Below are 22,966 nucleotides of genomic sequence, written 5' to 3'. Positions count from 1 at the left end.
GTCAGTCCTGCTTTCTGGCTACGGCGAAGATGCGGCGGAACGGGAAGACCGTGCCGTGCGGGCCCGGCGGATAGGCCTCGCGGAGCCGGTCGCGGTATTCGGCGAGGAAGGCGGCGATGGCCGGCTGGTCCCCGTCGAGGGCGGTGAGCACGGGGCGCAGGGCCGTGCCCTTCACCCAGTCGAGGACCGGGTCCTGGCCGGTGAGCAGCTGGCAGTAGACGGTCTCCCAGACATCGGTCTCGCAGCCGAGGTCGGAGAGCCGGGTGAGGTAGTCGGCGGGTTCGAGGATGTGGACATAGCGGCGGCCGTGGTCATTGAGGCGGGTGCGCCAGCGCGGGGATTCGCAGATTTCGGCGAGGATGGCGTGGCTGGGCGAAGTGAAATTCCCGGGCACCTGGAAGGCGAAGGTGCCGCCGGGGGCGAGGCCGTCGATCCAGTCGGCGAACGACTCGGGATGGTTGGGGACCCATTGCAGGGCCGCGTTCGAGACGATCAGGTCGTACGGCTCGGTGGGCACCCAGTGCGCGGCGTCGGCGAGCTGGAAGTCGAGCCAGCCGCCGCCCGCCGTGGTGCCGCCGTGGTCCTTGTCGGCCTGGGCGAGCATCTGCGGGGACAGGTCGAAGCCGGTGATGCGGGCGTCGGGCCAGCGGTCGGCGAGGTGGGCGGTGACGTTGCCGGGGCCGCAGCCGAGGTCGGCGATCCGGGGCGAGAGGCCACCGGCCGCGGGGAGCTCCGGGATGCGGGTGAGCAGGTCGAGGAACGGCCGGGTGCGGTGGCCGGCGTGCCGCAGATACTGCTGCGGGTCCCAGACCGGCGGCCCCGGTGACGGAGCGGGCGACAGTGGTTCGGAATACATGTTCGAGCCCCCTTGCAGGTACGGGCTGGCCGAATCGGAACAGGCCTCCGGCCCCTCCCTGCCCAATGGTGGCTCGATATATATCTTGACGTCAAGAGACTTCATGTCGACAGACCCTCTACACTGATCGACATGGAGGACGAGGTCGACCGACTGGTCGCAGCATGGCGCCGCGAGCGCCCGGACCTCGACGTGGAACCACTCGAGGTGCTCAGCCGTGTCAGCAGGCTCGCCCGCCATCTCGACCGGGCCCGCAGGATCGCGTTCGCCGAGCACAATCTGGAGCCCTGGGAGTTCGACGTACTGACGTCGCTGCGGCGCGCGGGCGCCCCCTACCAGCTCTCCCCCGGACAGCTCCTGACCCAGACCCTGGTCACCTCGGGCACGATGACCAACCGCATCGACCGGCTCGCCAAGAAGGGCCTGGTCGAGCGGCTGCCCGACCCCAGCGACCGGCGCGGGGTGCTGGTCCGGCTCACGCCCGAGGGGCGCGACCGGGCCGACCAGGCACTCGCCGGGCTCCTGGAGCAGGAACGCGCCATCCTCGCCGAGCTCAGCCGCCACCAGCGCGGCGAACTGGCCGCGCTGCTACGCCAGTTGACCGCCCCGTTCGACAACGTCCCCGGCTAGGTCGACCGGCCCCACCCCGGCCCGGCGGGCCAGCGCGACGGCCGCGAGCGTGGAGTGCACACCCAGCTTGCCCAGCACGTTCTGCATATGGGTGCGCACCGTGTGCGGCGACAGGAACAGCCGCTCGGCGACCGCCTTGCGGCCGAGCCCGGCGACCATGCAGCGCAGCACCTCGCGCTCGCGCGGCGTCAGCGACTCCACCAGACGCTCGGACTCCGTACGGTGCTTGCGCGCGGCGGTCAGCTCCCGCAGTACGCCCGTGAGCAGCGCGGGCGGCAGATGCGTCTCGTCGCGCAGTACGCCCCGGATCACGGCGAGCAGCCGTTGCAGCGAGCAGTCCTTGGCTACCCAGCCGCACGCCCCGGCCTGCAGGGCGAGGGCGGCTCGGCGCGGGTCGTCCTTCTCGGCGAGTACGACGGTACGCACCGCGGGCTGGCCCGAACGCACGCCCGCGACCAGTGAGATGCCGTCCACCAGGCCCTCCGCGCCGCCGCCCTCGGGCACCGCGCGGGCCACCGGCACCGCCGCCGACGTCCCCAAGTCCGCGTCCACGAGCATCACATCGAATCTGCGGCCGTCGGCGGCGCCCCGCTCCAGGCAGCGCAGCGCGGCCGGGCCGCTGCCGGCCGCGGCGACATCGACGTCGGGCTCGGCGGCCAGGGCCGCGGCGAGCGACTCGGCGAAGATGCGATGGTCGTCCACCACGAGAACTCGGACACGTACCAAGTGACACCCCCAGGGTCGGGGGACGGACCGGTACGGGTACGGCGCCCGGAGCCGGGTTCACCGCAGTCGCACGGCCGCCGCCGTGCACTGAGTACTACCCCACCCCGGGCGACGTACCCGACTGTCTCGCCCCCTGATCAACACCGGCCCCCACCGGTGCTGTGCATCAGCGTAGGGCCGCGGGCCGTGAGCGGAAGGCACTTTGCAGAACTGATGGCATCCGGACCGCTACGGGGCGTGTGCGGATGTTTAGGGTGAGTTCCATGTTTCGTATCGAGACGGAAGTGGACAAGGACCGCCAAGCGCTGCTCACGCGGCGGCTGCGCGACACCAACACCGAACGCTCGCCGGTGCTGCGGGCCCTGCGCGGGCCGGCCGAGCGGGAAGTCCCGCTGCACGTCTGGGCGTTGGACGACGCCGGCGAGCTGGCCGGGGGGCTGACCGGGCGCACCTGGGCGGGCTGGCTCCACGTCGACCTGCTGTGGGTCTCGGGCGCGCTGCGCACGGCGGGGCTCGGCACCCTGCTCCTCACCCGCGCCGAGGAGCTGGCCCGCTCCGAGCGGGGCTGCGGGTGGGCCCGCCTGGAGACGTGGGACTTCCAGGCACCGGACTTCTACCGCGGCCGGGGCTACGAAGTCGTCGGGGTGGTCCCCGACTACCCCCCGGGGGTTACGGAGTTCACCCTGACGAAGCGGCTGGGGTGAGCGGGGGGGGCCGTTTTCCACCCGCCCGCCCGTGCAGCGGGTTGAGAAGGCTGAGCCCTGGGGCTCCGCCCCAGACCCCCTCCGGGGCTCCGCCCCAGACCCCGCTCCTCAAGCTCCCCCAAGGACTACGTCCAGGGGGGACCCCCAAGGGGCTGAATTTTCGGCTGAGCTCGACGTTCCGCCCGTCAGGTCACCCGGCGCGCCCCCGCCGACGGGGTCGCCTCGAACACCCTCGGGGCCGCCCACCCCGCCAGGGCGAAGGCGGAGGTCAGCGCCTTCTCGACCACCTCCGCAAGCTCCGCCTCCACCAGCACGATCGCCGAGCCGCCGAAGCCGCCCCCTGTCATCCGCGCACCCAGCGCCCCCGCCGACACCGCCGTCTCGACCGCCGCGTCGAGTTCCGCGCAGGACACCCGCAGGTCGTCCCGCAGGGAGGCGTGGCCCTCGGTCAGGACCGGGCCCACCTCGCGGACCTCGCCCGCCGCGAGCAGCGCCGCGACCCGCGCGACCCGCTCGTTGTCGCTCACCACGTGCCGTACGTAGTCCCGTACGGTCGGGGAGGACAGCTCGCGCAGCGCGTCGGGGAGTTGTGCGGGGGACACTTCGCGCAGGGTCCGTACACCCAGCTCCCGCGCGCCGCGCTCGCAGCCGGCGCGCCGCTCGGCGTACGCGCCGTCTCCCAGCGCGTGCTTCACGCGGGTGTCGACGACAAGCAGCCGCAGACCGTGCGCGGGCAGGTCGAAGGGGATCTGATGCTGGGTCAGGTCGCGGGCGTCCAGGTGCAGCACATGGCCCTCGGTGCAGCACGCAGACGCCGTCTGGTCCATGATTCCGCAGGGGACGCCCACGAAGGAGTTCTCGGCCTGCTGAGACAGTTCCGCCAACTCCGCCATGGACAGCGGGAGTTCGTACAGGTCGCGCAGGGCAAGCGCCGTCGCGACCTCCAGGGCCGCCGAGGACGACAGGCCCGCGCCCGTCGGCACCGTCGACGTCAGGTGGATGTCGGCGCCGGTCACCTCGTGGCCGGATGCGCGCAGCGCCCACACCACGCCCGCCGGGTACGCCGCCCAGCCCGCCCCGGAGCGCGGCTCCAGCTCGTCCACCCGCAGTTCCACCACGGGGCCCCCGATGTCTGCCGAGTGCAGCCTCAGCACCCCGTCGGTGCGCCGGGACACCGCCGCGAGCGCCCTGTGCGGCAGCGCGAGCGGCATGACGAAGCCCTCGTTGAAGTCGGTGTACTCGCCGATCAGGTTGACCCGGCCGGGCGCCGCCCACACCCCGTCCGGCTCGGATCCGTACAACTCCCGGAAGGCGGACGCCACTTCACCGGCGCCCGCTCCGCCCGATGCCACGCCACTCGCCGTCACGTCACTCACCCGCATGCTCCGCTCTCCTCGCGAACGCCCACGCGTCCGCCACGATGCCGGCGAGGTCCGCGCGGGACGGCTGCCAGCCCAGGCGTTCGTGGGCGCGCGACGCGGAGGCCACCAGGACCGCCGGGTCGCCGGGGCGGCGGCTCGCGACGACCTCGGGGACGGGGTGGCCGGTCACCTTGCGTACGGTCTCGACGACCTCGCGGACCGAGAACCCGTTGCCGTTGCCCAGGTTGCAGACCAGGTGCTCGCCCGCCACCGCCGCCTCCAGGGCGAGCAGATGGGCTTCTGCCAGGTCGGCCACGTGGATGTAGTCCCGTACGCAGGTGCCGTCGGGGGTGGGGTAGTCGTCCCCGTAGACGGAGATGAACTCCCGCTGGCCCAGCGCCACTTGGAGCACCAGGGGGATCAGGTGCGATTCCGGGGCGTGGCGTTCGCCGCACCTGCCGTACGCGCCCGCCACGTTGAAGTAGCGCAGCGACACCGCGGCCAGGCCGTGGGCCGCGCACTCGCCCGCGATCATGTGGTCCACGGCGAGTTTCGAGGCGCCGTACGGGCTGGTCGGGGCCGTCGGGTCGGTCTCGGTGATCGGGGTCGCGACCGGTTCGCCGTAGGTGGCGGCCGTGGAGGAGAAGACCAGCTTGCCGACTCCCGCCCCGCGCATCGCCGCGAGCAGCGCCATCGTGCCGCCGACGTTGTTCGCCCAGTACTTCTCCGGCTTCGCCACCGACTCGCCCACCTGGGAGAACGCGGCGAAGTGGAGCACGGCGTCGTAGTCGGCGTCCAGCCACCTCGCGGCGTCCTGGACGCGGCCCTCGATGAACGCGGCGCCGGCCGGGACGGCCTCGCGGAAGCCGGTGGAGAGGTCGTCCAGGACGGCCACCTCGTGTCCGGCCTCGACCAGGTGGGCCGCCACCACGCTGCCCACGTACCCCGCACCGCCCGTCACCAGGTACTTGCTCACTCGCTGGCCACCTCTCGCAGTCGCTCGGCCGCAGCCTCCGGCGGCACGTCGTTGATGAACACGCTCATACCGGATTCGGAGCCCGCGAGGAACTTCAGCTTGCCGGAAGTGCGTCGAATGGTGAAAAGCTCAAGATGGAGCCCGAACTCCGCACGGCCGACGGCCCCCCCGCCCCGGAACGGCGCCTGGTGCCAGGCGGCGATGTACGGGGTGGGCGGCTCGCCGGGGCCGAAGATCCGGTCGAAGCGCCTCAGGAGTTCCAGGTAGATCCGTGGGAACTCGGTGCGGGCCTCGTCGCCGAGGGCCCGCAGGTCGGGGACCCGCCGCTTGGGGTGAAGGTGGACCTCGTAGGGCCAGTGCGCGGCGTACGGCACGAACGCCACCCAGTGCTCGCCATCGAGGACCACCCGGTCGCCGTCCGCGAGCTCCTTGGCGACGACGTCCTCGAAGAGGTTGCGGCCGCCGGTGCGCTCGCGGTGCTCGGCGAGCGAGCGGAGCATGAGGGCGGTGCGGGGGGTGGTGAAGGGGTAGCCGTAGATCTGGCCGTGCGGGTGGCCGAGGGTGACGCCTATTTCGGCGCCCCGGTTCTCGAAGCAGAACACCTGCTCCACCTGCGGGAGTTCGGCGAGTTCGGCGGTGCGGTCGGTCCAGGCCTCCAGGACGAGCGCGGCCTGTTCCTCGGTGAGGTCAGCGAAGGACGCGTCGTGGTCGGAGGTGAAGCAGACGACCTCGCAGCGCCCGGACTGCCCGGCGAGCGAGGGGAAGCGGTTCTCGAAGACGACGACGTCGTAGTCGGCGGCCGGGATCTCGCTGTGGCGCCCGTCGCGGGACGGGCACAGCGGGCACTCGTCGGCGGGCGGGTGGTAGGTGCGGCCCTGGCGGTGGGAAGCGATGGCCACCGCGTCGCCGAGCAGCGGGTCGCGGCGGATCTCGGAGGCGGTCGAGACGGGGTCGAGCGGGCGCGGGTCCACCTCGTCCCGTACGCGGTCGTCGCGGGTGTCGTAGTAGAGCAGCTCACGACCGTCGGCGAGCCGGGTCGACGTCTTCTTCACCTGCAACCTCCACCATCCAACAGAACCCAACACAACAAACCACAAGCCAACAGGCCCCGTCAATGGGCACGCAAGCGGTTACTACGGATGATCAGGTCCGACGGAAACCTTGCGCTCGATCACAATCAAACAAACAATCTCATCAAAACTGTTCAGTTTCTGAACATCGAGGCGTAGGTTCCGTGCCGGATCAGTAAGCGCGACGAAGCGAGTACGCATGCAATACCTGGCCGCGGGGCTCCGGCTCCCCACCAACGGGCTCGATTACACGATTCTGGCGATCTACTTCATCGTCGTCCTGGGCATCGGCTTCGCCGCCCGCGCCAGCGTGAAGACCAGCCTCGACTTCTTCCTGTCGGGCCGCTCGCTGCCCGCCTGGGTCACCGGGCTCGCGTTCGTCGCCGCCAACCTCGGCGCCACCGAGATCCTGGGCATGTCCGCCACCGGCGCCCAGTACGGCGTCGCGGTCGTCCACTGGTACTGGATCGGCGCCATCCCGGCCATGGTCTTCCTGGGCCTGGTGATGATGCCCTTCTACTACGGCTCGAAGGTCCGCTCCGTACCGGAGTTCCTGCTCCAGCGCTTCGACAAGTCGGCGCACCTGCTCGCCTCGGTGCTGTTCGCCTTCGCCGCCGTGCTGATCGCGGGCGTCAACCTGTACGCGCTCTCCATCGTCGTGGAGGCGCTGCTCGGCTGGCCGCAGTGGGTGGCGATCGTCGTCGCCGGGCTGTTCGTGCTCGCCTACATCACCATCGGCGGGCTCTCCTCGGCCATCTACAACGAGGTGCTCCAGTTCTTCGTGATCCTGGCCGCCCTCATACCGTTGACCATCCTCGGCCTCAAGCGGGTCGGCGGCTGGGACGGCCTGACCGGCTCGCTCAGGAGCAGCCACGGAGACAACTTCCTGTCCGCGTGGGGCGGCACCGGCATCGGCGAGGCCAACCCGCTGGGCGCCAACTGGCTCACCATCGTCCTCGGCCTCGGCTTCGTGCTGTCCTTCGGCTACTGGACGACCAACTTCGCCGAGGTGCAGCGGGCGCTGTCCGCGAAGAACCTCAGCGCCGCCCGGCGGACCCCGCTGATCGCCGCCTTCCCGAAGATGTTCATCGTCTTCCTGGTGATGATCCCGGGCCTGGTCGCGGCCGTCCTGGTGCCGAAGATCGGCACCCCGGGCTCGGACCTGACGTACAACGACGCGATCCCGATGCTCATGCGGGAGCTGCTGCCCAACGGTGTGCTCGGCATCGCGGTGACCGGTCTGCTCGCCGCGTTCATGGCGGGCATGGCGGCCAACGTGTCGTCCTTCAACACCGTGTTCACGTACGACATCTGGGCCAAGTACGTGAAGAAGGACCAGCCGGACGGCTACTACCTGCGGTTCGGGCGGCTGATCACCGCGATCGGCGTGCTCGCCTCGATCGGCACGGCGTTCATCGCCTCCTCGTTCTCGAACATCATGGGCTACCTCCAGACCCTGTTCTCCTTCTTCAACGTCCCGATGTTCGTGGTCTTCGTGATCGGCATGTTCTGGAAGCGGGCCTCGGTGAAGTCCGGGGTGTGGGGGCTGTTCGCGGGCACCACGGCGGCGATGGTCAACTACTTCTGGATCTACAAGCAGGGCGTCGTGTCCATCCCCACCGACCAGGGCGCCAACTTCGTCTCCGCGATCGTCGGCTTCGTCGCCGGCGCCGTGGTGATGGTCGTGGTCACGCTGTTCACCGCGCCCAAGCCGGCCGCCGAACTCGCGGGCCTGGTGTACGGGACGAAGTCGCCCGGCGTCGAGGAGCCGCCCGCCGAGGGCGACAGCGCCTGGTACCGCAGGCCCGCCCTGCTCGGCTGGGCCGCGATCGTCCTGGCCGCGCTCTGCTACCTTCCCTACTCCCTCTGACCGGAGGCCCTCACATGTCCGAACTGCAGCGAGAAGTCTCCGAGTTGGAGCAGAAGTCGGCCACCGCGGCCCGGCTCTTCGACATCCGCCGGATCATCGGCGGCCTGTTCACCCTGTTCGGGGTGATCGTCACCGGCGCCGGGATCATGGCCTCCGACGCCGACCTGAAGAAGGCCCAGGGCATCAACATCAACCTGTGGACGGGCCTGGGCATGCTGGCCCTCGGCCTGTTCTTCCTGGTCTGGCTGAAGCTGCGGCCGACCGCGCCGCCCACCCCGGACGCATAGCTCAGTCGCCCGTCGGCGGTGCGGCCCGCTGGGGCGGCAGGCCGGCGGGCTGGGCGGCCCGGTCGAGCAGCCCGGTCCGCGCGGCGAGCGCGGCCGCCTCCAGGCGCGATCCCACGCCGAGCTTCATCAGGACCCGCTGGACGTGGGTGCGCGCGGTGGACGGGGCGATGCCCATGCCCGCCGCGATCAGCCGGGTGTCCTCACCGTCGGCGACCCGGACCAGGACCTCCACCTCGCGCGGGGTCAGCAGCTGCAGCAGGCGCTGGCCCTCGTCGTCGGGCTGGGCCGCCGGGTTGAGGAGTTCGGCGAAGGCGCCCTGGAGGAGCTGCGGCGCGACCGCCGCCTCGCCCGCCCTGGCCTTCACCATGGCTCGCTCCACACCCTCTATGCGCTCGTCGTGGCGTACGTATCCCGACGCCCCGGCCGCGAACGCCGCGGCGATCCCGCGCGGGCTGGGCACCGGCCCGAGCACCACCACGGCGACCTGCGGCCGCTCCCGTTTGATCCGTACGATCGGGTCGAACACCCCCGGTTCGGCGGGCGCGGCGGTGCCGAGCAGGCACACCTCGGGTGCCCGGCTCACCACGAGCTCGGCGGCCCCGGCCACCGGAGCGGTCGCCGCGAGCACCCGGTGCCCGCGCAGTTTCAGCGCCGAGGCCAGTGCCTCGGCGAGGAGCCGGTGGTCGTCGACCACCATGAGCCGCACGCCCATCGAGCTACCCCCCATCCCCCTGGGCCCTTCCCCTAGCTCTTCCCGAGCCAAGGGCACCCCACGCGGACCCCCCGGCCCCCGGCCCTCTTGCCCCGGCAAGCTACACGCTTGTTCGACGCCGCGCGCCCCTTACCGGCGAGAAGCCCCCAGAATGCCGAATTCTCCGGTATTCAGGCCCGGTTGAGGAAGTACGCGGGGAGATATGCGGCCAACGCGGCCAATGAAGAAGGCCCCGGCGGCGAGTGTGAACTCGCCGCCGGGGCCCCGCTGTCCGGTCGGCTCAGCCGGTGCCGGTCGCCATGAACAGGAACTTCTTCGCGGCGTCGTCCGCCGAGTACGGCTTGCTCAGCATCGTCACACCCAGGTACAGCCGGCCCTGGCCGTAGAGGATCTCGGAGTACTTCGCCGAGAACGAGGTCAACGCGTCGCGGACCGTCCGGTCGGCCGGGTTCTCCAGGAGCAGCGTCGAGGCGAGGCTGCCGCCGTCGATGCTGACGACCTGGGTGCCCTTGTTGTACGGGGCGTCCTTGTACCCGATGACGTTGTTGCCGTCCATGCGCAGCGGGTACAGCGTGTAGCCGTCGCCGGCGTCGGCCTTGCCGGGCACGAGCTGGCCGGTGGTCAGGTCGAAGGCGACGAGCTCGTTGGTCCGGCCGAACGAGTCGGAGCCGCTCGCGGCGTTCGCGTGCTGCTGGGTCGGCACGTACAGCCTGCCGTTGCCGGCCGCGACCATCTTGCACTTCTCGACGCTCGTGCTGTCGCAGCTGGCCGCGTACTTGGCGCCGGGGGCCGGGATGCGGGCGAGCAGCTTTCCGGTCTTGTCGTCGACGGAGAAGAAGTCCGAGATGCCGCTGCCGTTGCCCGCGGTGTCACCGACGTCGGCGGCCAGCACCAGCGGCTTGGCCGAGACGATGTGGGCGTACTGGATGCCGGGCAGCATCTTGTACGTGGAGATCGGCTGGCCGGTCTTGGGGTCGAGCGGCTGCACGTTGATGGTGGGGTGGTCGTAGTCGCCGCACTTGCGGACGGCCACGAGCGCGTCACCGCCGCCGTAGCCGACGTCCTTGCACTGGTCGGTGGTGGTGGTCGACTTCCACAGTTCCTTGCCGGTGTTCAGGTCCCAGGCCGCGCCGCCGTCGAGACCGCCCGCGGCGACGGTGCCCGCGCCGAGGGTGACCTCGTCGAACCGGGACTTGCGGTCGCCGCTGGCGCCCTTGATGTCGTTCTGCCACAGCAGCCTGCCGGTGTTGAGGTCGAGTCCGGCGACCTCGGTGCAGGAGGCGTACTTGCTGCCGTTCTCCATGGTCTCGAAGGCGAACGCGGTCTTGCCGTCGGCCGAGACGTGCGTGGTCGCCTCGCAGACGTTGCCTGTCAGCGGGAGCTTCCAGAGCTGGGTGCCCTTGGCGGGGTCGTAGCCGACGATCTCCTTGAGGCCGGACTTGACGTACACCTTGTCGGTGAGCCAGGAGCCGTGCACCTGGCTGAGGTCGGTGACCTGGGGCTGGGGCGTCTGGAAGAGCACCTTGGCGGCGGTGTTGGCGGGCGCCTTCTCCTTGCCGCCGCCACCGGTCGCGCTGCCGCCCGCGTCACCCTTGTTGCCGCCGGTGCCGGACGTGGCGTCGTTCTTCTTGCCGTCGTCCTTGCCGGTGGCGTACCAGATGCCGCCGCCGACGATCAGGGCCACCGCGACGACCGCCGCGATGATGATCGTGAGCTGGGTGTTCGGCTTCTTGCGGCCGGGGTCGGGCGCGCCCGGCATCCCGTACTGCGGCGCCATCGGCTGGGTGGGCGGCTGGGTCGGGTAGCCGTACCCGGGCTGGCCGCCGGGCTGGCCCGGGTAGCCGTAGCCGGGCTGCTGCGGCGGGGTCTGCGGGTAGCCGTAGCCGGGCGGGCCGGCCGGCGGCGGGGTGCCGGGCGTCTGCGGGTAGCCGTAGGCGGGCGGGGCCGCGGGGGCCGGGGGGCTCGGCGGGGCGCTGGGCGGCAGGGAGTTGGGCGGCGGCGGGGTGGGCGCGCCGAAGCCGCCGGCCGGGGGCTCCTGGGGCGCGCCGAAGCCGGACGCGGGTGGCTCCTGCGGGGCGCCGAAGCCCTTGGGCGCGTCGTTCGGCTGCTGCGGCGGCTGGGGTGGCTGGGGTGGCTGGCTCATGGCGTAGAGACCTCTGACTGGAAGGCGGGGGCGGGGAGTTGGGGCGTCACTTGCCGAAGGACAGGAGCGCGTTGTCCTTCTGGTCGCCCTTGGGGCTCTTCACCCTGTCGTTGAGGACGAAGAGGCGCCCGCTCGACCACGCCAGGCGGGGGCTGAAGAAGTTGCGTTCGGTACTGGCGGCCGCCGCCGGGCTCTGCAGGGTGATCTGCGCGGTGCCGCCGGTGGGGGGCAGGCTCGCGATCGCGGCCGCCTCCTCGACGCCGGGCTGCACATAGAGCACGACCTTGCCGCCCTCGATGGTCAGCGGCGCCATCATGCGGCCCTTGGGCGCGGCGGCGTGCCACTTCTCCTTGCCGGTGCCGAGGTCGATGGCGACCACGTCGTTGCTCTGGCCGACCCCGAGGTCGCCGCTTTCCTTGCCCTCGGTGGAGATGTAGAGGGTGCTGGCGTCGGCGGCGATGCCCCAGCAGTCCTGGAGCTGGCGGTCGACGATGCCGAAGCCGCTGCAGTTCGCGGTGAGCTGCGACTTGGAGTCCACCTGCGAGCGGACCTTGCCGTCAGCGGTGAAGGTGGAGATGTTCCACGACTTCTTGTCCTTGTTGGTCGCGTACACGACCAGCGGGTCCATCGAGTAGATGCGGCGGATCGACCAGCCCTTGTCGTACTGGTAGTTCCACTTGGAATTGCCGGTGGCCGGGTCGAGCTCCTGGAGCAGCTCCGACTGCGGCGCGTCCATGCTGGTGTTGTTGGGGTCGGTGCAAGTGCCGACGGTGATGAGCTTGGGGCCGCCCGCGAAGGCGTCGGAGCGGCAGTTGCCGGTCTTGGGGGTGCCGAAGAGCTTCTTGCCGTCAGTGATGGAGAAGCCGCTCGCGCCGCCCATCCGGGCCAGCGCCACGGTGTTGCCGCTGATCGCCATGTCGAAGCTGACCATGATGTCGAAGGCGCCCTCCGAGGGCACCGGCGCCTTCCAGCCCGCCTTGCCTGCGGCGAGGTCGACCATCTGCATGGTGTTGCACTTGGCGTCCTTGGTGTTGCTCTCCTGGACGCCGAAGACGATCTTTCCGTCCGCGGTCGGGTTGTGCGGGGCGCCGCAGATGGGGGTGTCCAGGGGCACCGACCACTTCTGCTTGCCGTCGGCCGCCGCGTAGCCGACGACCTCCTTGTACATCGCCTTGACGACGGTGTCGCCGAGGATCCAGGGGCCGTACTGCTCGGCACCGTTCTGGGTCAGCGGGGTGTCGTTCTCGTGCAGCCAGGCCCGCGCCTCGCCGTCCTTGATCCCGGCGTTGATGTCGTTGCTGTCGGAGCCGCCGTTGCCCCTGCCGTTGCCCTGGTCGACCGAGGCGGATCCGCTGGGGGCCGCGCTGTTGGTCTTGCCGGCGACGGGCTTCTTGCTGTCGCCGCCGCCGCTCGTCGCGAAGTACACGCCGCCGCCGATGACCAGGAGGCCCGCGACCGCCGCGGCCACGATGACCGCGGGCTTGCCCTTGAACGGGTTCTTGCCGCCACCGGCGGGCGGCGGCACCGGGGCGCCGGGGTACGGGGGCTGGCCCGGGTATCCGTAACCGCCCTGCTGGGTCTGCGCGTACGGGTTGCCCTGTGCGGGGGGCTGGCCCGGGGCCTGCGGGTAGCCGTAGCCGGGCTGCGGCGCCTGCGGGTAGCCGTATGCGGGGGCGCCGGCCGGCGGCGCCTGCGGCGGCTGACCTGGCGGTACGGGCGGCGCGGCCGGCATCTGCGGCGGCTGGGGCGGCGGCCCCTGCGGCGGTGCGGGCGGTCCTTGCGGCTGCGCAGGCGGTCCCTGAGGCTGGTCCTGCGGTGCTCCGAAGCCCCCCTGCGGCGGCTGCGAACTGGGCGGCTGGGTCACAGCGAGATACCCCCGAATTTGCGTCTTTGCGTCTTTACGTCAGTCGAACGGAGCTACTTTCTATCACTCGGAGCGCCCAGCACTACGGGCCGGTCCACCCCTGTTCCCAAGGGAGAACCGGCCCGTGATGCCGCCGTTACTGACTCTGTACGCCGTCTCTACGCAAGTGTCGCAAGACGTTCGTACGCATATGCCTCAGGCCTCTTCGGCCAGTTCGAGCCAGCGCATCTCCAACTCGTCACGCTCGGCGAGCAGTTCGCGCAGCTCGGCATCCAGTTTCGCCACCTTCTCGAAGTTCGTGGCGTTATCGGCGATTTGCGCGTGCAGACTGGTCTCCCGGTCGGAGATCTTGTTCAACTGCCGCTCCACCTTCTGGAGTTCCTTCTTCGCGGCCCGGGCGTCCTGCGCGGAGACGGCGCTCGCGGGCTTGGCGGCGGGCGCGGCGGTGGCCACGGGCGCCGACTCGATCATCCGCCGGCGCCGCTCCAGGTACTCGTCGATGCCGCGCGGCAGCATCCGCAGCGTGGTGTCGCCGAGCAGCGCCCACACGTGGTCGGTGGTGCGCTCGATGAAGAACCGGTCGTGGGAGATGACGACCATGGAGCCGGGCCAGCCGTCGAGGAGGTCCTCCAGCTGGGTGAGCGTCTCGATGTCGAGGTCGTTGGTGGGCTCGTCCAGGAAGAGCACGTTGGGCTCGTCCATGAGCAGGCGCAGCAGTTGGAGCCTGCGCCGCTCACCGCCGGAGAGGTCGCCCACGGGCGTCCACTGCTTCTCCTTGGAGAAGCCGAACTGCTCGCAGAGCTGACCGGCCGTCATCTCGCGGCCCTTGCCGAGGTCCACGCGGTCGCGTACCTGCTGGACGGCTTCCAGGACGCGCAGGGCCGGGTCGAGCTCGGCGACCTCCTGGGAGAGGTAGGCCAGCTTGACGGTCTTGCCGACCACGACCCGGCCCGCGGTGGGCTGGGCCTCGCCGGCGGTGCGCCAGGCCTCGGTGAGCGCGCGGAGCAGCGAGGTCTTGCCCGCGCCGTTCACGCCGACCAGGCCGATGCGGTCGCCGGGTCCGAGCTGCCAGGTCAGATGCTTGAGGAGCAGCTTCTCGCCGGCCTGGACGGTCACGTCCTCCAGGTCGAAGACGGTCTTGCCGAGGCGGGCGTTGGCGAACTTCATCAGCTCGCTGGTGTCGCGCGGCGGCGGGACGTCTGCGATGAGCTCGTTGGCGGCCTCGATGCGGTAGCGCGGCTTGGAGGTACGCGCGGGGGCGCCGCGGCGCAGCCAGGCCAGCTCCTTGCGCATCAGGTTCTGCCGCTTGGTCTCCTCGGTCGCGGCGATCCGCTCCCGCTCGGCGCGGGCGAAGACGTAGTCGGAGTAGCCGCCCTCGTACTCGAAGACCGAGCCGCGCTGCACGTCCCACATGCGGGTGCAGACCTGGTCGAGGAACCAGCGGTCGTGGGTGACGCAGACGAGCGCGGAGCGGCGGGCCTGGAGGTGGCGGGCCAGCCAGGAGATGCCTTCCACGTCGAGGTGGTTGGTCGGCTCGTCGAGGACGATGAGGTCGGGGTCGGCGATGAGCAGTTTGGCGAGCGCGATACGGCGCCGCTCGCCGCCGGACAGGGGCGCGATGACGGTGTCCAGGCCCTGCGCGAACCCGGGCAGGTCGAGCCCGCCGAACAGGCCGGTCAGCACGTCGCGGATCTTGGCGTTGCCGGCCCACTCGTGGTCGGCGAGGTCGCCGATGACCTCGTGCCGGACGGTGGCTTGGGGGTCGAGCGAGTCGTGCTGGGTGAGCACGCCGAGGCGCAGCCCGCCGACGTGCGTGACCCGCCCGGTGTCCGGCTCCTCCAGCTGCGCGAGCATCCGGATCAGGGTCGTCTTGCCGTCCCCATTGCGCCCGACGACGCCGATCCGGTCCCCCTCGGAGACGCCGAGGGAGACCCCGTCGAGCAGGGCACGGGTGCCGTACACCTTGCTGACTGCCTCGACATTGACCAGATTGACGGCCATTTCACTCCTGAGCAGGGGACTGGATCGACCTCCCAGCCTAGGCCCTGCGAGCCGGGGGGCCGTACGCACGGCTGCCGTCACTCTTCGTGAGGGTTTGGTCGTTTCAGCCGAGTACGGTCGCGCCCGCGGCCGGGGAGGTGGCCACCCGGGCGGTGCGGCAGGTGCCGGAGGCGGTCAGGGCGGCGGCGACCTCGTGGGCACGGGCGGCGTCCTGGGTCAGGAACGCCGTGGTCGGGCCGGAGCCGGAGACGATGCCCGCGAGGGCGCCCGCGGACACCCCGGCGGCCAGGGTGTCGGCGAGGGCCGGGCGCAGGGACAGGGCGGCGGCCTGTAGGTCGTTGGTGAGCGCGGCCGCAAGCGCCTTCGCATCGCCGGTACGCAGTGCGTCGAGCAGGGCGGGCGAGGCGGCCGGGGCGGCGGCGTCCGGGGTCAGCCGGTCGAACTCCCGGTAGACGGCGGGGGTGGAGAGCCCGCCGTCGGCGACGGCGAACACCCAGTGGAAGGCGCCGCCGACTTCCAGCGGCGTCAGTTGCTCGCCGCGCCCGGTGCCGAGCGCCGCGCCGCCGACCAGACTGAACGGCACGTCGCTGCCCAACTCGGCGCAGATGTCGAGGAGTTCGGCCCGCGAGGCGCCGGTGCCCCACAGCGCGTCGCAGGCGAGCAGCGCGCCCGCACCGTCCGCGCTGCCGCCCGCCATGCCGCCCGCGACGGGGATGTCCTTGGCGATGTGGAGGTGCACGCGGGGGTCGATGCCGTGCCGGGCGGCGAGCAGTTCGGCCGCGCGGGCCGCCAGGTTGGCGCGGTCCAGGGGGACCTGGGCGGCGTCGGGCCCGGCGCAGGTGACGCGCAGCTCGTCGGCGGCCGTGACGGTGACCTCGTCGTACAGCGACACGGCGAGGAAGACGTTGGCGAGGTCGTGGAAGCCGTCGGGGCGGGCGGGGCCCACCGCGAGCTGGACGTTGACCTTGGCGGGGACGCGGACCGTGATGCTCAACTCTTGGCCTCCGCGATCCGCGCGAACTCCTCGACGGTGAGCGCCTCGCCCCGCGCCTGCGGGGAGATTCCCGCCGCGACCAGGGCCGCCTCGGCGGCGGGCGCCGAACCCGCCCACCCGGCGAGCGCCGCCCGCAGGGTCTTGCGGCGCTGCGCGAACGCCGCGTCGACGACCGCGAACACCTCCGCCTTGGAGGCGGTCGTCTCGACCGGCTTCGTGCGCCGGACCAGCGAGACGAGCCCCGAGTCGACGTTCGGCGCGGGCCAGAACACATTGCGCCCGATGGACCCGGCGCGCTTGACGTCCGCGTACCAGTTGGCCTTGACCGAGGGCACTCCGTACACCTTGTTGCCGGGCTTCGCGGCGAGCCGGTCGGCGACCTCGGCCTGGACCATGACGAGCGTGCGCTCGATCGTCGGGAAGCGGTCCAGCATGTGCAGGAGGACGGGGACCGCCACGTTGTAGGGGAGGTTCGCGACCAGGGCGGTGGGCGCGGGGCCCGGCAGTTCCTGGACGGCCATCGCGTCGCAGTGCACGAGGGAGAAGCGGCTCGCCCGCGCGGGCATCCGGGCGGCGACGGTCGCGGGCAGCGCGGCCGCCAGCACGTCGTCGATCTCGACCGCGACCACCCGGTCCGCCGCTTCAAGCAGGGCCAGGGTCAGCGAGCCGAGGCCGGGGCCCACCTCCACCACCACGTCGTCGGGGCGGACCTCGGCCGTCCGCACGATGCGGCGGACCGTATTGGCGTCGATGACGAAGTTCTGGCCGCGCTGCTTGGTGGGGCGTACGCCCAGCGCTGCGGCCAGTTCACGGATGTCGGCGGGGCCGAGGAGTGCGTCGGGCTCAGTGGTGCTCACCGATACAGCCTACGGCCGCAGTGCGGCCACGGACTCGACCCCCGCTGCACGAAGAGCTTCTTCGCCCGGTACGTCTGCTCCCCGGACGGCGCCTGCTCGGCCCGCCCGCTGCCGCCGAGCGCGTGCCAGGTGCCCGGGTCGAACTGGTAGAGCCCGCCGTAGGTGCCCGAGGGGTCGAGGGCGCCGGGGCGGCCGCCGGACTCGCAGTGGGCGAGGCCGCTCCAGTTGAGGTGGTCGGCGCCGCCCACCGAGGAGGGCAGCGCCTTGGTGCCGACCTTGACCTGCTGGGTGACCGGTTCGCTGACGATCTCCTCGGCGATCTTCTTCGGCTTCTGCTTGACGCCGTTGACGGTCCACAGCGCGTACGTGACCTTGCGGGCGCCCCGCTCCCCTTGGCGGACCACGACCTGGGTGCCCGCGAACAGGCTGGCGTCCTTGGTCTTCTCGACGTCGAAGGGGATCGGCTCCTCGCGTACCTCCTTCGTACCGCTGATCCGCATGACGGTGACGGTCTGCCCGTCGCGCGGGAAGGAGGACGGCGGTACGGAGGTGGTGTCCTGGCCCTGGAGGGTGACGCCGGCCTCCTGGAGGGCCTGGGTGACGGTGGCCGCGTTGGTGCGGATGGTGCGCTGGCGGCCGTCGGCGAGGAAGGTCACCGAGCGTTCGGTGCGTACGTCCAGGGCGAGGCCCGCGCGGCCGATCTCCGAGGAGCGGGACGCCGAGAGATAGGCGCCCTCGGCGCGCACGCCGAGCTGGCGCAGCGCGCCGTCGACGGTGCGGGCGGTGGTCCACACCTGCCGGAGCTGCCCGTCGAGGGTGAGCTGGACGGGGCGGCCGTAGCGCACCACGACCTCGTCGCCCCCCGCGATCGCGGCGGCGCGGCCCGGCGCCACGATGTCGTGCGCGCCGATGGGGACGTGCTCGTCGGCGAGGAGTTCCTCGACGCTGCCGGCGAAGGTGTGCATGGAGCGCGGTACGCCGTCGATGGTGAGCCGGACCTCCTTGTCGCTGACGAGGAAGGCGGAGGTGCCGCCCGCCAGGAACGCGACGACGAGGGCCTGCGGGACCAGGCGGCGGACGGCGGCGGGCCTGCCCGACGTCTTGCGGCGGCGCGCCGCCCGGCGCGATCCGCCCCGCCCGCTTCCGGCCGCCGGGTCGCGCGGGGCCGGGATCGGGGTCCGGTCGATCTGCGTCGGTGCGCTGCGGGTCTCGCTGCCGGTGTACGGGGGCGGCACGGCGGCGCTTCCGAAGGGTGGTGTTGCCGTGGCGCTCGCGGCGCGGTGGCTGCCGCGCGCGGCACGGTGACTGCCCTGCGAATTGCTCACGACGCTCCAGGGTCCGGTCCGATGGTGCGGGCCGGGACAATAGCGGAGCTCCGGTCACTCTCCAAAGTGGCTCGACTACGCAGCGTCGCGGCACTACCCTGTACGCCGCCCCGTGGCGGCTGATTCTGTTATCGGTCAGTAATCAAAGGCGCGCGCGGTGTTGTCCGCGATCGCCGCGGCCAGCACCTCTTCACCGACGCCCCGCACGGCCGCCATGGCGCGCACCGTGACCGGAATGAGATAGGGCGCATTGGGCCGTCCGCGGTAGGGCGCCGGCGTGAGGAAGGGCGCATCCGTCTCCACGAGTACGAGTTCCAGCGGGGCGACGGCGAGCGCGTCGCGCAACGGCTGGGCGTTTTTGAAGGTCACGTTTCCCGCGAAGGACATGAAGTACCCGGATTTCGCGCAGAGTTCGGCCATTTCCGCGTCGCCGGAATAGCAGTGGAAGACGGTCCGTTCGGGGGCGCCTTCCTCGCGCAGAATGCGCAGCACATCGGCGTGCGCCTCGCGGTCGTGGATGACGAGGGCCTTGCCGTGGCGCTTGGCGATCTCGATGTGCGCCCGGAAGGACCGCTCCTGGGCGGCCTTGCCCTCGGGCCCGGTGCGGTAGTTGTCGAGACCGGTCTCGCCGACAGCCTTCACCCAGTCCAGCGCCGCGAGCCGCTCGATCTCGGCGAGCGCGTCGTCCAGCGCCGTGTCGCCGCCGGGGCCGCGGGCGCCCTGCCGCGACCAGCCGTCGGGGTCGCCGTGCACGATGCGGGGGGCTTCGTTGGGGTGCAGGGCGACGGCGGCGTGCACGTTCGGGTACGCCTCGGCGGTGTCGGCCGCCCACTGGGAGCCCTTCACGTCACAGCCCACCTGGACCACAGTGCTGACACCGACGGCGGCGGCCTTCTCCAGGGCCCCCTCGACCGTGCCGTCCTGCATGTCCAGGTGGGTGTGTGAATCGGCCACCGCCACCGCGAGCGGTTCGGGCAGCGGCGGTGGGGCATCTTTGGCGGCACTCATGCGCCGATCCTACGAAAGGCGCGCGCTCGGGGTCACTTGCGGTGGAAGGGGTGCAGGAGGTCGGAGAGGTGCCAGTGGTGCTCCGGCTTCGCGTCGCTCTGCGCCGCGCCCTCCGGCTCGGGCTCGGCCGGCTTGGATTCGTGGTCCTTGAGCCACTGCTGGGCGATGGATACGCGCCCGGCACGCATGATGCGCACCACGTGACCGCCGCAGTTGAGGCAGGTGGGGGCGGACAGCGGGGACGGCACCCGTTCGCCGTCGGCCTTGTATACGACGAATGCCTGGCCACTGGCGTCTGTGTGGTGCTCTATTTCGTACGCCTGCTCCCAGCCGTATCCACACCTCATGCACGCGAAGGCATACGCCTCGTGTGCTGTGGTCTCAGCGATCTCACTCATGTGCCGGCTCCTCTTGTCCGCTGGACAAGCTCTTGCGAGCGCTCTTGCGAGCGGGGGCGAAAGCGTCCCTGATCCAGGAGACGCCTTTCGCAGCCAAAACGCATCAGGGGCTGTCGAGAGTTGGCGCGGTCTTGGCCTTTCCTAGGGCTGCGTGCTTTTATCCGCCCTGGTGCCCGGCCTGCGTTTTACTTTTTACGATAGTCCTTTACCGTCCACGGGGCCCTGGCGTGCCGCGTTCTTTGCCGCCACCACCGCGTCGAACACCTCCCGCTTGGGTAGACCCGTCTCGACGGCGACGGCCGCGATGGCCTCCTTGCGCCGCTCCCCCGCCTCTTCCCGGACCTGTACGCGTCTGACCAGCTCGGCGGCGTCGAGGTCGGCCGGTCCCGTCTCGGCCGCGCCCTCGACCACCACGGTGATCTCGCCGCGCACCCCCTCCGCCGCCCACGCCGCGAGGTCCTTCAGCGGCCCGCGCTTGACCTCCTCGTACGTCTTGGTCAGCTCCCGGCACACCGCGGCCCGCCGCTCGGCGCCGAACACCTCGGCCATCGCGGCGAGGGTGTCGTCGAGCCGGTGCGGGGCCTCGAAGTAGACCAGCGTGCGCCGCTCGTCCGCGACCTCGCGCAGCCGCCCGAGCCGTTCGCCCGCCTTGCGCGGCAGGAAGCCCTCGAAGCAGAAGCGGTCCACGGGCAGCCCGGACAGGGCGAGCGCGGTGAGCACCGCCGAGGGCCCCGGCACGGCCGTGACCTTGATGTCCTTCTCCACGGCCGCCGCGACCAGGCGGTACCCGGGGTCGGAGACCGACGGCATGCCCGCGTCGGTCACAAGCAGCACCCGGGCGCCGCCCTCCAGGGCCTCCACCAGTTCGGGCGTGCGCGCCGACTCGTTGCCCTCGAAGTAGGAGAGGACCCGGCCCTGCGGGTGCACGCCGAGCGCCTGGGTGAGCCGGCGAAGCCGCCGGGTGTCCTCGGCGGCCACGACGTCGGCCCGTTCCAGTTCGGCGGCGAGCCGGGGCGGGGCGTCCGCGGTGTCGCCGATGGGGGTGCCTGCGAGTACGAGTGTTCCGGTCACACCGCCCATCCTCGCAGCCCCGCGACCACGCGGGCGCCGGGCCCGGAACCCGGACTCGTACAGCCCGGTGACCACGAGGGCGCCGGGCCCGGGCACGGGACTCGTACAGCCCGGTGACCATCAGGCCCCGGGCCCGGGCACGGGACTCGCACAGCCGTGTTCCCTACGATGGCGCGGTGACCAGTACTGCGCCACCGACCCTGCCGGGCCATGACGCCGGGGAAGATCCGTCCTCCTGGCAGCTCCGCATGCGCCGATTCGGCCATGCCGCGCGGCCGAGAACCGGACTGCGCGACCGCCTCGTGCCGCCCTTCACCCGGCCCTCCGGCCAGCTCTGGACAGTGCTCGGGCTCTCCCCGCTGTGGGCGGCGCGCATCGTGCGCTGGTCGGCGTGGGCGGGGCCGCTCCTGGTGACGCTGGTCGCCGGCCTCATGCGGTTCTGGCACCTGGGCGCCCCGCACGCGGTGATATTCGACGAGACGTACTACGCCAAGGACGCCTGGGCGCTCATCAACCACGGCTACGAGGGCGACTGGCCCAAGGACATCGACAAGTCGATCCTCGCCAACCCCGATCTGATCTCGGTGCCGACCGCGCCCGGCTATGTGGTGCATCCGCCGGTCGGCAAGTACCTCATCGGCATCGGCGAGAAGATGTTCGGCTTCACGCCGTTCGGCTGGCGGTTCATGGTCGCGGTGCTCGGCACCCTGTCGGTGCTGCTGCTCTGCCGGATCGGGCGGCGCCTGTTCCGCTCGACGTTCCTGGGCTGCCTGGCGGGCGCGCTGCTCGCGGTGGACGGGCTGCACTTCGTGATGAGCCGCACCGCGCTGCTCGACACCGTCCTGATGTTCTTCGTGGTCGCCGCCTTCGGCTGCCTCCTGGTCGACCGCGACCGCACCCGGGCGCGGCTCGCGGCGGCGCTGCCCGAGGGCGAGGACGGCGAGCTGCGCCCCGACGCGGAGATCGCCGCGACGCTGCGGTTCGGGTGGCGGCCGTGGCGGATCGCGGCCGGGGTGATGCTGGGCCTGGCCTGCGGCACCAAGTGGAACGGCCTCTACATCCTGGTCTTCTTCTGTGTGATGGCCGTGCTGTGGGACGCGGGCGCCCGGCGCACGGCGGGCGCGGTCAGCCCCTACCGGGCGGTCCTGCGCCGGGACGCCTTCTGGGCGTTCCTCTCGACGGTGCCGGTGGCGATCGGCACGTACATGGTGTCGTGGACGGGCTGGTTCGTCACCGACAAGGGCTACGGCCGGCACTGGGCTGACGGCCGGGCCGGGCTCTCCCCCGACCACATCAAACTGCCGGTCATCGGCACGATCAACCACCTGCCGCAGTTCGACATGAGCTGGGTGCCGGCGGCGCTGCGCAGCTTCTGGCACTACGAGACCGAGGTCTACAGCTTCCACGTCGGCCTCACCGAGGGCCACACCTACCAGTCCAACCCGTGGAGCTGGATCGTCCTTGGCCGGCCCGTCTCGTACTACTACGAGAGCCCGAACCCCGGCACCGGTGGCTGCCCGTCGGACGCGGGCGGCAAGTGCGCCTCCGAGGTCCTCGCGCTCGGCACCCCGCTGCTGTGGTGGGCCGCCTGTTTCGCGATCCTGTACGTCCTGTGGCGCTGGATCTTCCGCCGCGACTGGCGGGCCGGCGCCATCGCCTGCGGCATCGCGGCCGGGTACCTGCCCTGGTTCATGTACCAGGAGCGGACGATCTTCTTCTTCTACGCGGTCGTGTTCGTGCCGTTCCTGTGTCTGGCGGTGGCGATGATGATCGGCGCGATCATCGGGCCGCCACAGGTGACGCGCGGCGCGGCCGCTCCGGTGGAGCCGGGGCTTGCCGCCGGGGAACGGCGGCGCGCGGTGGGCGCGATCGGCGCGGGCGTGCTGGTGCTGCTGATCGTCTGGAACTTCGTGTACTTCTGGCCGATCTACACCGGCACGGCGATCCCGCTGGACTCCTGGCGCAGCCGGATGTGGCTGGACAGCTGGGTGTGAGGCCGGTCGCGTTCCGGTAACCGTTCGGACAACAGCAAGCCCCGTTGTCACTGCTGTCCCGTAGAGTCGCTCCCAAGCAAACCTTGAACACGTTCAAGATGTTCGGGGACTCCTGGGGA

General features: G+C 71.4%; 20 protein-coding genes. 5 read left to right on the top strand and 15 right to left on the bottom strand.

Translation table 11 applies throughout. The annotated features are described in order from the left end of the window. Position 1: 1 nt before the first annotated feature. Complete coding sequence (locus tag ACIBK6_RS38570) at positions 2-856, bottom strand: trans-aconitate 2-methyltransferase (RefSeq protein WP_399057555.1); 855 nt, start codon at positions 854-856, stop codon at positions 2-4. A gap of 132 nt (positions 857-988) precedes the next feature. Here ACIBK6_RS38570 and ACIBK6_RS38565 point away from each other — a divergent pair, with 132 nt between their 5' ends. Continuing rightward, a complete protein-coding gene (locus ACIBK6_RS38565) occupies positions 989-1,486 on the top strand; it encodes a MarR family winged helix-turn-helix transcriptional regulator (protein WP_399057553.1) in 498 nt (165 codons plus the stop codon). Here the strand turns inward: ACIBK6_RS38565 and ACIBK6_RS38560 are convergent. After that, on the bottom strand, positions 1,445-2,212 hold the full coding sequence (locus ACIBK6_RS38560; RefSeq protein ID WP_399057551.1) for a LuxR C-terminal-related transcriptional regulator: 768 nt from the start codon (positions 2,210-2,212) through the stop codon (positions 1,445-1,447). The genes ACIBK6_RS38565 and ACIBK6_RS38560 overlap by 42 nt on opposite strands. Before the next feature lie 263 nt (positions 2,213-2,475). On the opposite strand from ACIBK6_RS38560, the gene ACIBK6_RS38555 reads away from it, so the two are divergent. After that, entirely contained in the window at positions 2,476-2,916 is a 441-nt protein-coding gene (locus tag ACIBK6_RS38555; protein WP_399057549.1) for a GNAT family N-acetyltransferase, read from the top strand. A 185-nt stretch (positions 2,917-3,101) separates the two neighbouring features. On the opposite strand, the gene galK is transcribed toward ACIBK6_RS38555, so the two are convergent. The 3 genes from galK to galT are packed head-to-tail and all read right to left on the bottom strand — an operon-like array spanning position 3,102 to position 6,305. Continuing rightward, positions 3,102-4,298, bottom strand: coding sequence for a galactokinase (galK, locus tag ACIBK6_RS38550; RefSeq protein ID WP_399057547.1), 1,197 nt, complete (start codon positions 4,296-4,298; stop codon positions 3,102-3,104). Then, complete coding sequence (gene galE, locus ACIBK6_RS38545) at positions 4,285-5,253, bottom strand: UDP-glucose 4-epimerase GalE (RefSeq protein WP_399057545.1); 969 nt, start codon at positions 5,251-5,253, stop codon at positions 4,285-4,287. Before galE ends, galK begins: the two co-directional genes overlap by 14 nt. Then, positions 5,250-6,305, bottom strand: a complete 1,056-nt coding sequence (gene galT, locus ACIBK6_RS38540; protein ID WP_399057543.1) for a galactose-1-phosphate uridylyltransferase — start codon at positions 6,303-6,305, stop codon at positions 5,250-5,252. The genes galE and galT overlap by 4 nt, the downstream gene beginning before the upstream one ends. A gap of 217 nt (positions 6,306-6,522) precedes the next feature. On the opposite strand from galT, the gene ACIBK6_RS38535 reads away from it, so the two are divergent. After that, positions 6,523-8,193, top strand: a complete 1,671-nt coding sequence (locus tag ACIBK6_RS38535) for a sodium:solute symporter family protein (RefSeq protein ID WP_399057541.1) — start codon at positions 6,523-6,525, stop codon at positions 8,191-8,193. 14 nt (positions 8,194-8,207) lie between these two features. Then, positions 8,208-8,480, top strand: coding sequence for a hypothetical protein (locus tag ACIBK6_RS38530; protein WP_399057539.1), 273 nt, complete (start codon positions 8,208-8,210; stop codon positions 8,478-8,480). Position 8,481: 1 nt separating this feature from the next. Here ACIBK6_RS38530 and ACIBK6_RS38525 read toward each other — a convergent pair whose 3' ends face one another. From ACIBK6_RS38525 to rsmI, 10 genes are all read right to left on the bottom strand, one after another. Then, positions 8,482-9,192 carry a LuxR C-terminal-related transcriptional regulator gene (locus ACIBK6_RS38525; RefSeq protein WP_399057537.1) on the bottom strand — a complete coding sequence of 237 codons (711 nt, stop codon included), beginning with the start codon at positions 9,190-9,192 and terminating at the stop codon, positions 8,482-8,484. 280 nt (positions 9,193-9,472) lie between these two features. Then, the gene (locus tag ACIBK6_RS38520) at positions 9,473-11,335 is read right to left on the bottom strand and encodes a PQQ-binding-like beta-propeller repeat protein (RefSeq protein WP_399057536.1); all 1,863 of its coding nucleotides are present in this window, start codon (positions 11,333-11,335) and stop codon (positions 9,473-9,475) included. Positions 11,336-11,381: 46 nt separating this feature from the next. Next, positions 11,382-13,067: a PQQ-binding-like beta-propeller repeat protein gene (locus tag ACIBK6_RS38515; protein WP_399057535.1), complete on the bottom strand. Its 1,686-nt coding sequence runs from the start codon at positions 13,065-13,067 to the stop codon at positions 11,382-11,384. Between the two features lie 327 nt (positions 13,068-13,394). After that, positions 13,395-15,200, bottom strand: a complete 1,806-nt coding sequence (locus tag ACIBK6_RS38510; RefSeq protein ID WP_399057533.1) for an ABC-F family ATP-binding cassette domain-containing protein — start codon at positions 15,198-15,200, stop codon at positions 13,395-13,397. 103 nt (positions 15,201-15,303) lie between these two features. Beyond that, a complete protein-coding gene (locus tag ACIBK6_RS38505; protein ID WP_399057531.1) occupies positions 15,304-16,194 on the bottom strand; it encodes a 4-(cytidine 5'-diphospho)-2-C-methyl-D-erythritol kinase in 891 nt (296 codons plus the stop codon). Next, a complete protein-coding gene (rsmA, locus tag ACIBK6_RS38500) occupies positions 16,191-17,051 on the bottom strand; it encodes a 16S rRNA (adenine(1518)-N(6)/adenine(1519)-N(6))-dimethyltransferase RsmA (RefSeq protein WP_399057529.1) in 861 nt (286 codons plus the stop codon). The genes ACIBK6_RS38505 and rsmA overlap by 4 nt, the downstream gene beginning before the upstream one ends. Next, positions 17,048-18,376 (bottom strand): ubiquitin-like domain-containing protein, encoded by a 1,329-nt coding sequence (locus tag ACIBK6_RS38495; protein WP_399057527.1) that lies wholly within the window; start codon positions 18,374-18,376, stop codon positions 17,048-17,050. The genes rsmA and ACIBK6_RS38495 overlap by 4 nt, the downstream gene beginning before the upstream one ends. 135 nt (positions 18,377-18,511) lie before the next feature. Then, positions 18,512-19,384 (bottom strand): TatD family hydrolase, encoded by an 873-nt coding sequence (locus ACIBK6_RS38490; RefSeq protein WP_399057525.1) that lies wholly within the window; start codon positions 19,382-19,384, stop codon positions 18,512-18,514. Positions 19,385-19,416: 32 nt separating this feature from the next. After that, on the bottom strand, positions 19,417-19,782 hold the full coding sequence (locus ACIBK6_RS38485) for a hypothetical protein (protein ID WP_399057523.1): 366 nt from the start codon (positions 19,780-19,782) through the stop codon (positions 19,417-19,419). A 192-nt stretch (positions 19,783-19,974) separates the two neighbouring features. After that, on the bottom strand, positions 19,975-20,862 hold the full coding sequence (gene rsmI / locus ACIBK6_RS38480) for a 16S rRNA (cytidine(1402)-2'-O)-methyltransferase (RefSeq protein WP_399057521.1): 888 nt from the start codon (positions 20,860-20,862) through the stop codon (positions 19,975-19,977). Positions 20,863-21,029: 167 nt separating this feature from the next. Here rsmI and ACIBK6_RS38475 point away from each other — a divergent pair, with 167 nt between their 5' ends. After that, positions 21,030-22,847, top strand: coding sequence for a dolichyl-phosphate-mannose--protein mannosyltransferase (locus tag ACIBK6_RS38475; protein WP_399057519.1), 1,818 nt, complete (start codon positions 21,030-21,032; stop codon positions 22,845-22,847). The last annotated feature ends 119 nt before the right edge of the window (positions 22,848-22,966 follow it).

The organism is Streptomyces sp. NPDC050485, assembly GCF_044458185.1.
Classification (GTDB): Bacteria; Actinomycetota; Actinomycetes; order Streptomycetales; family Streptomycetaceae; genus Streptomyces.
Note: the sequence above shows the minus strand (reverse complement) of the source record. Positions and strands in the feature narration are given on the sequence as shown.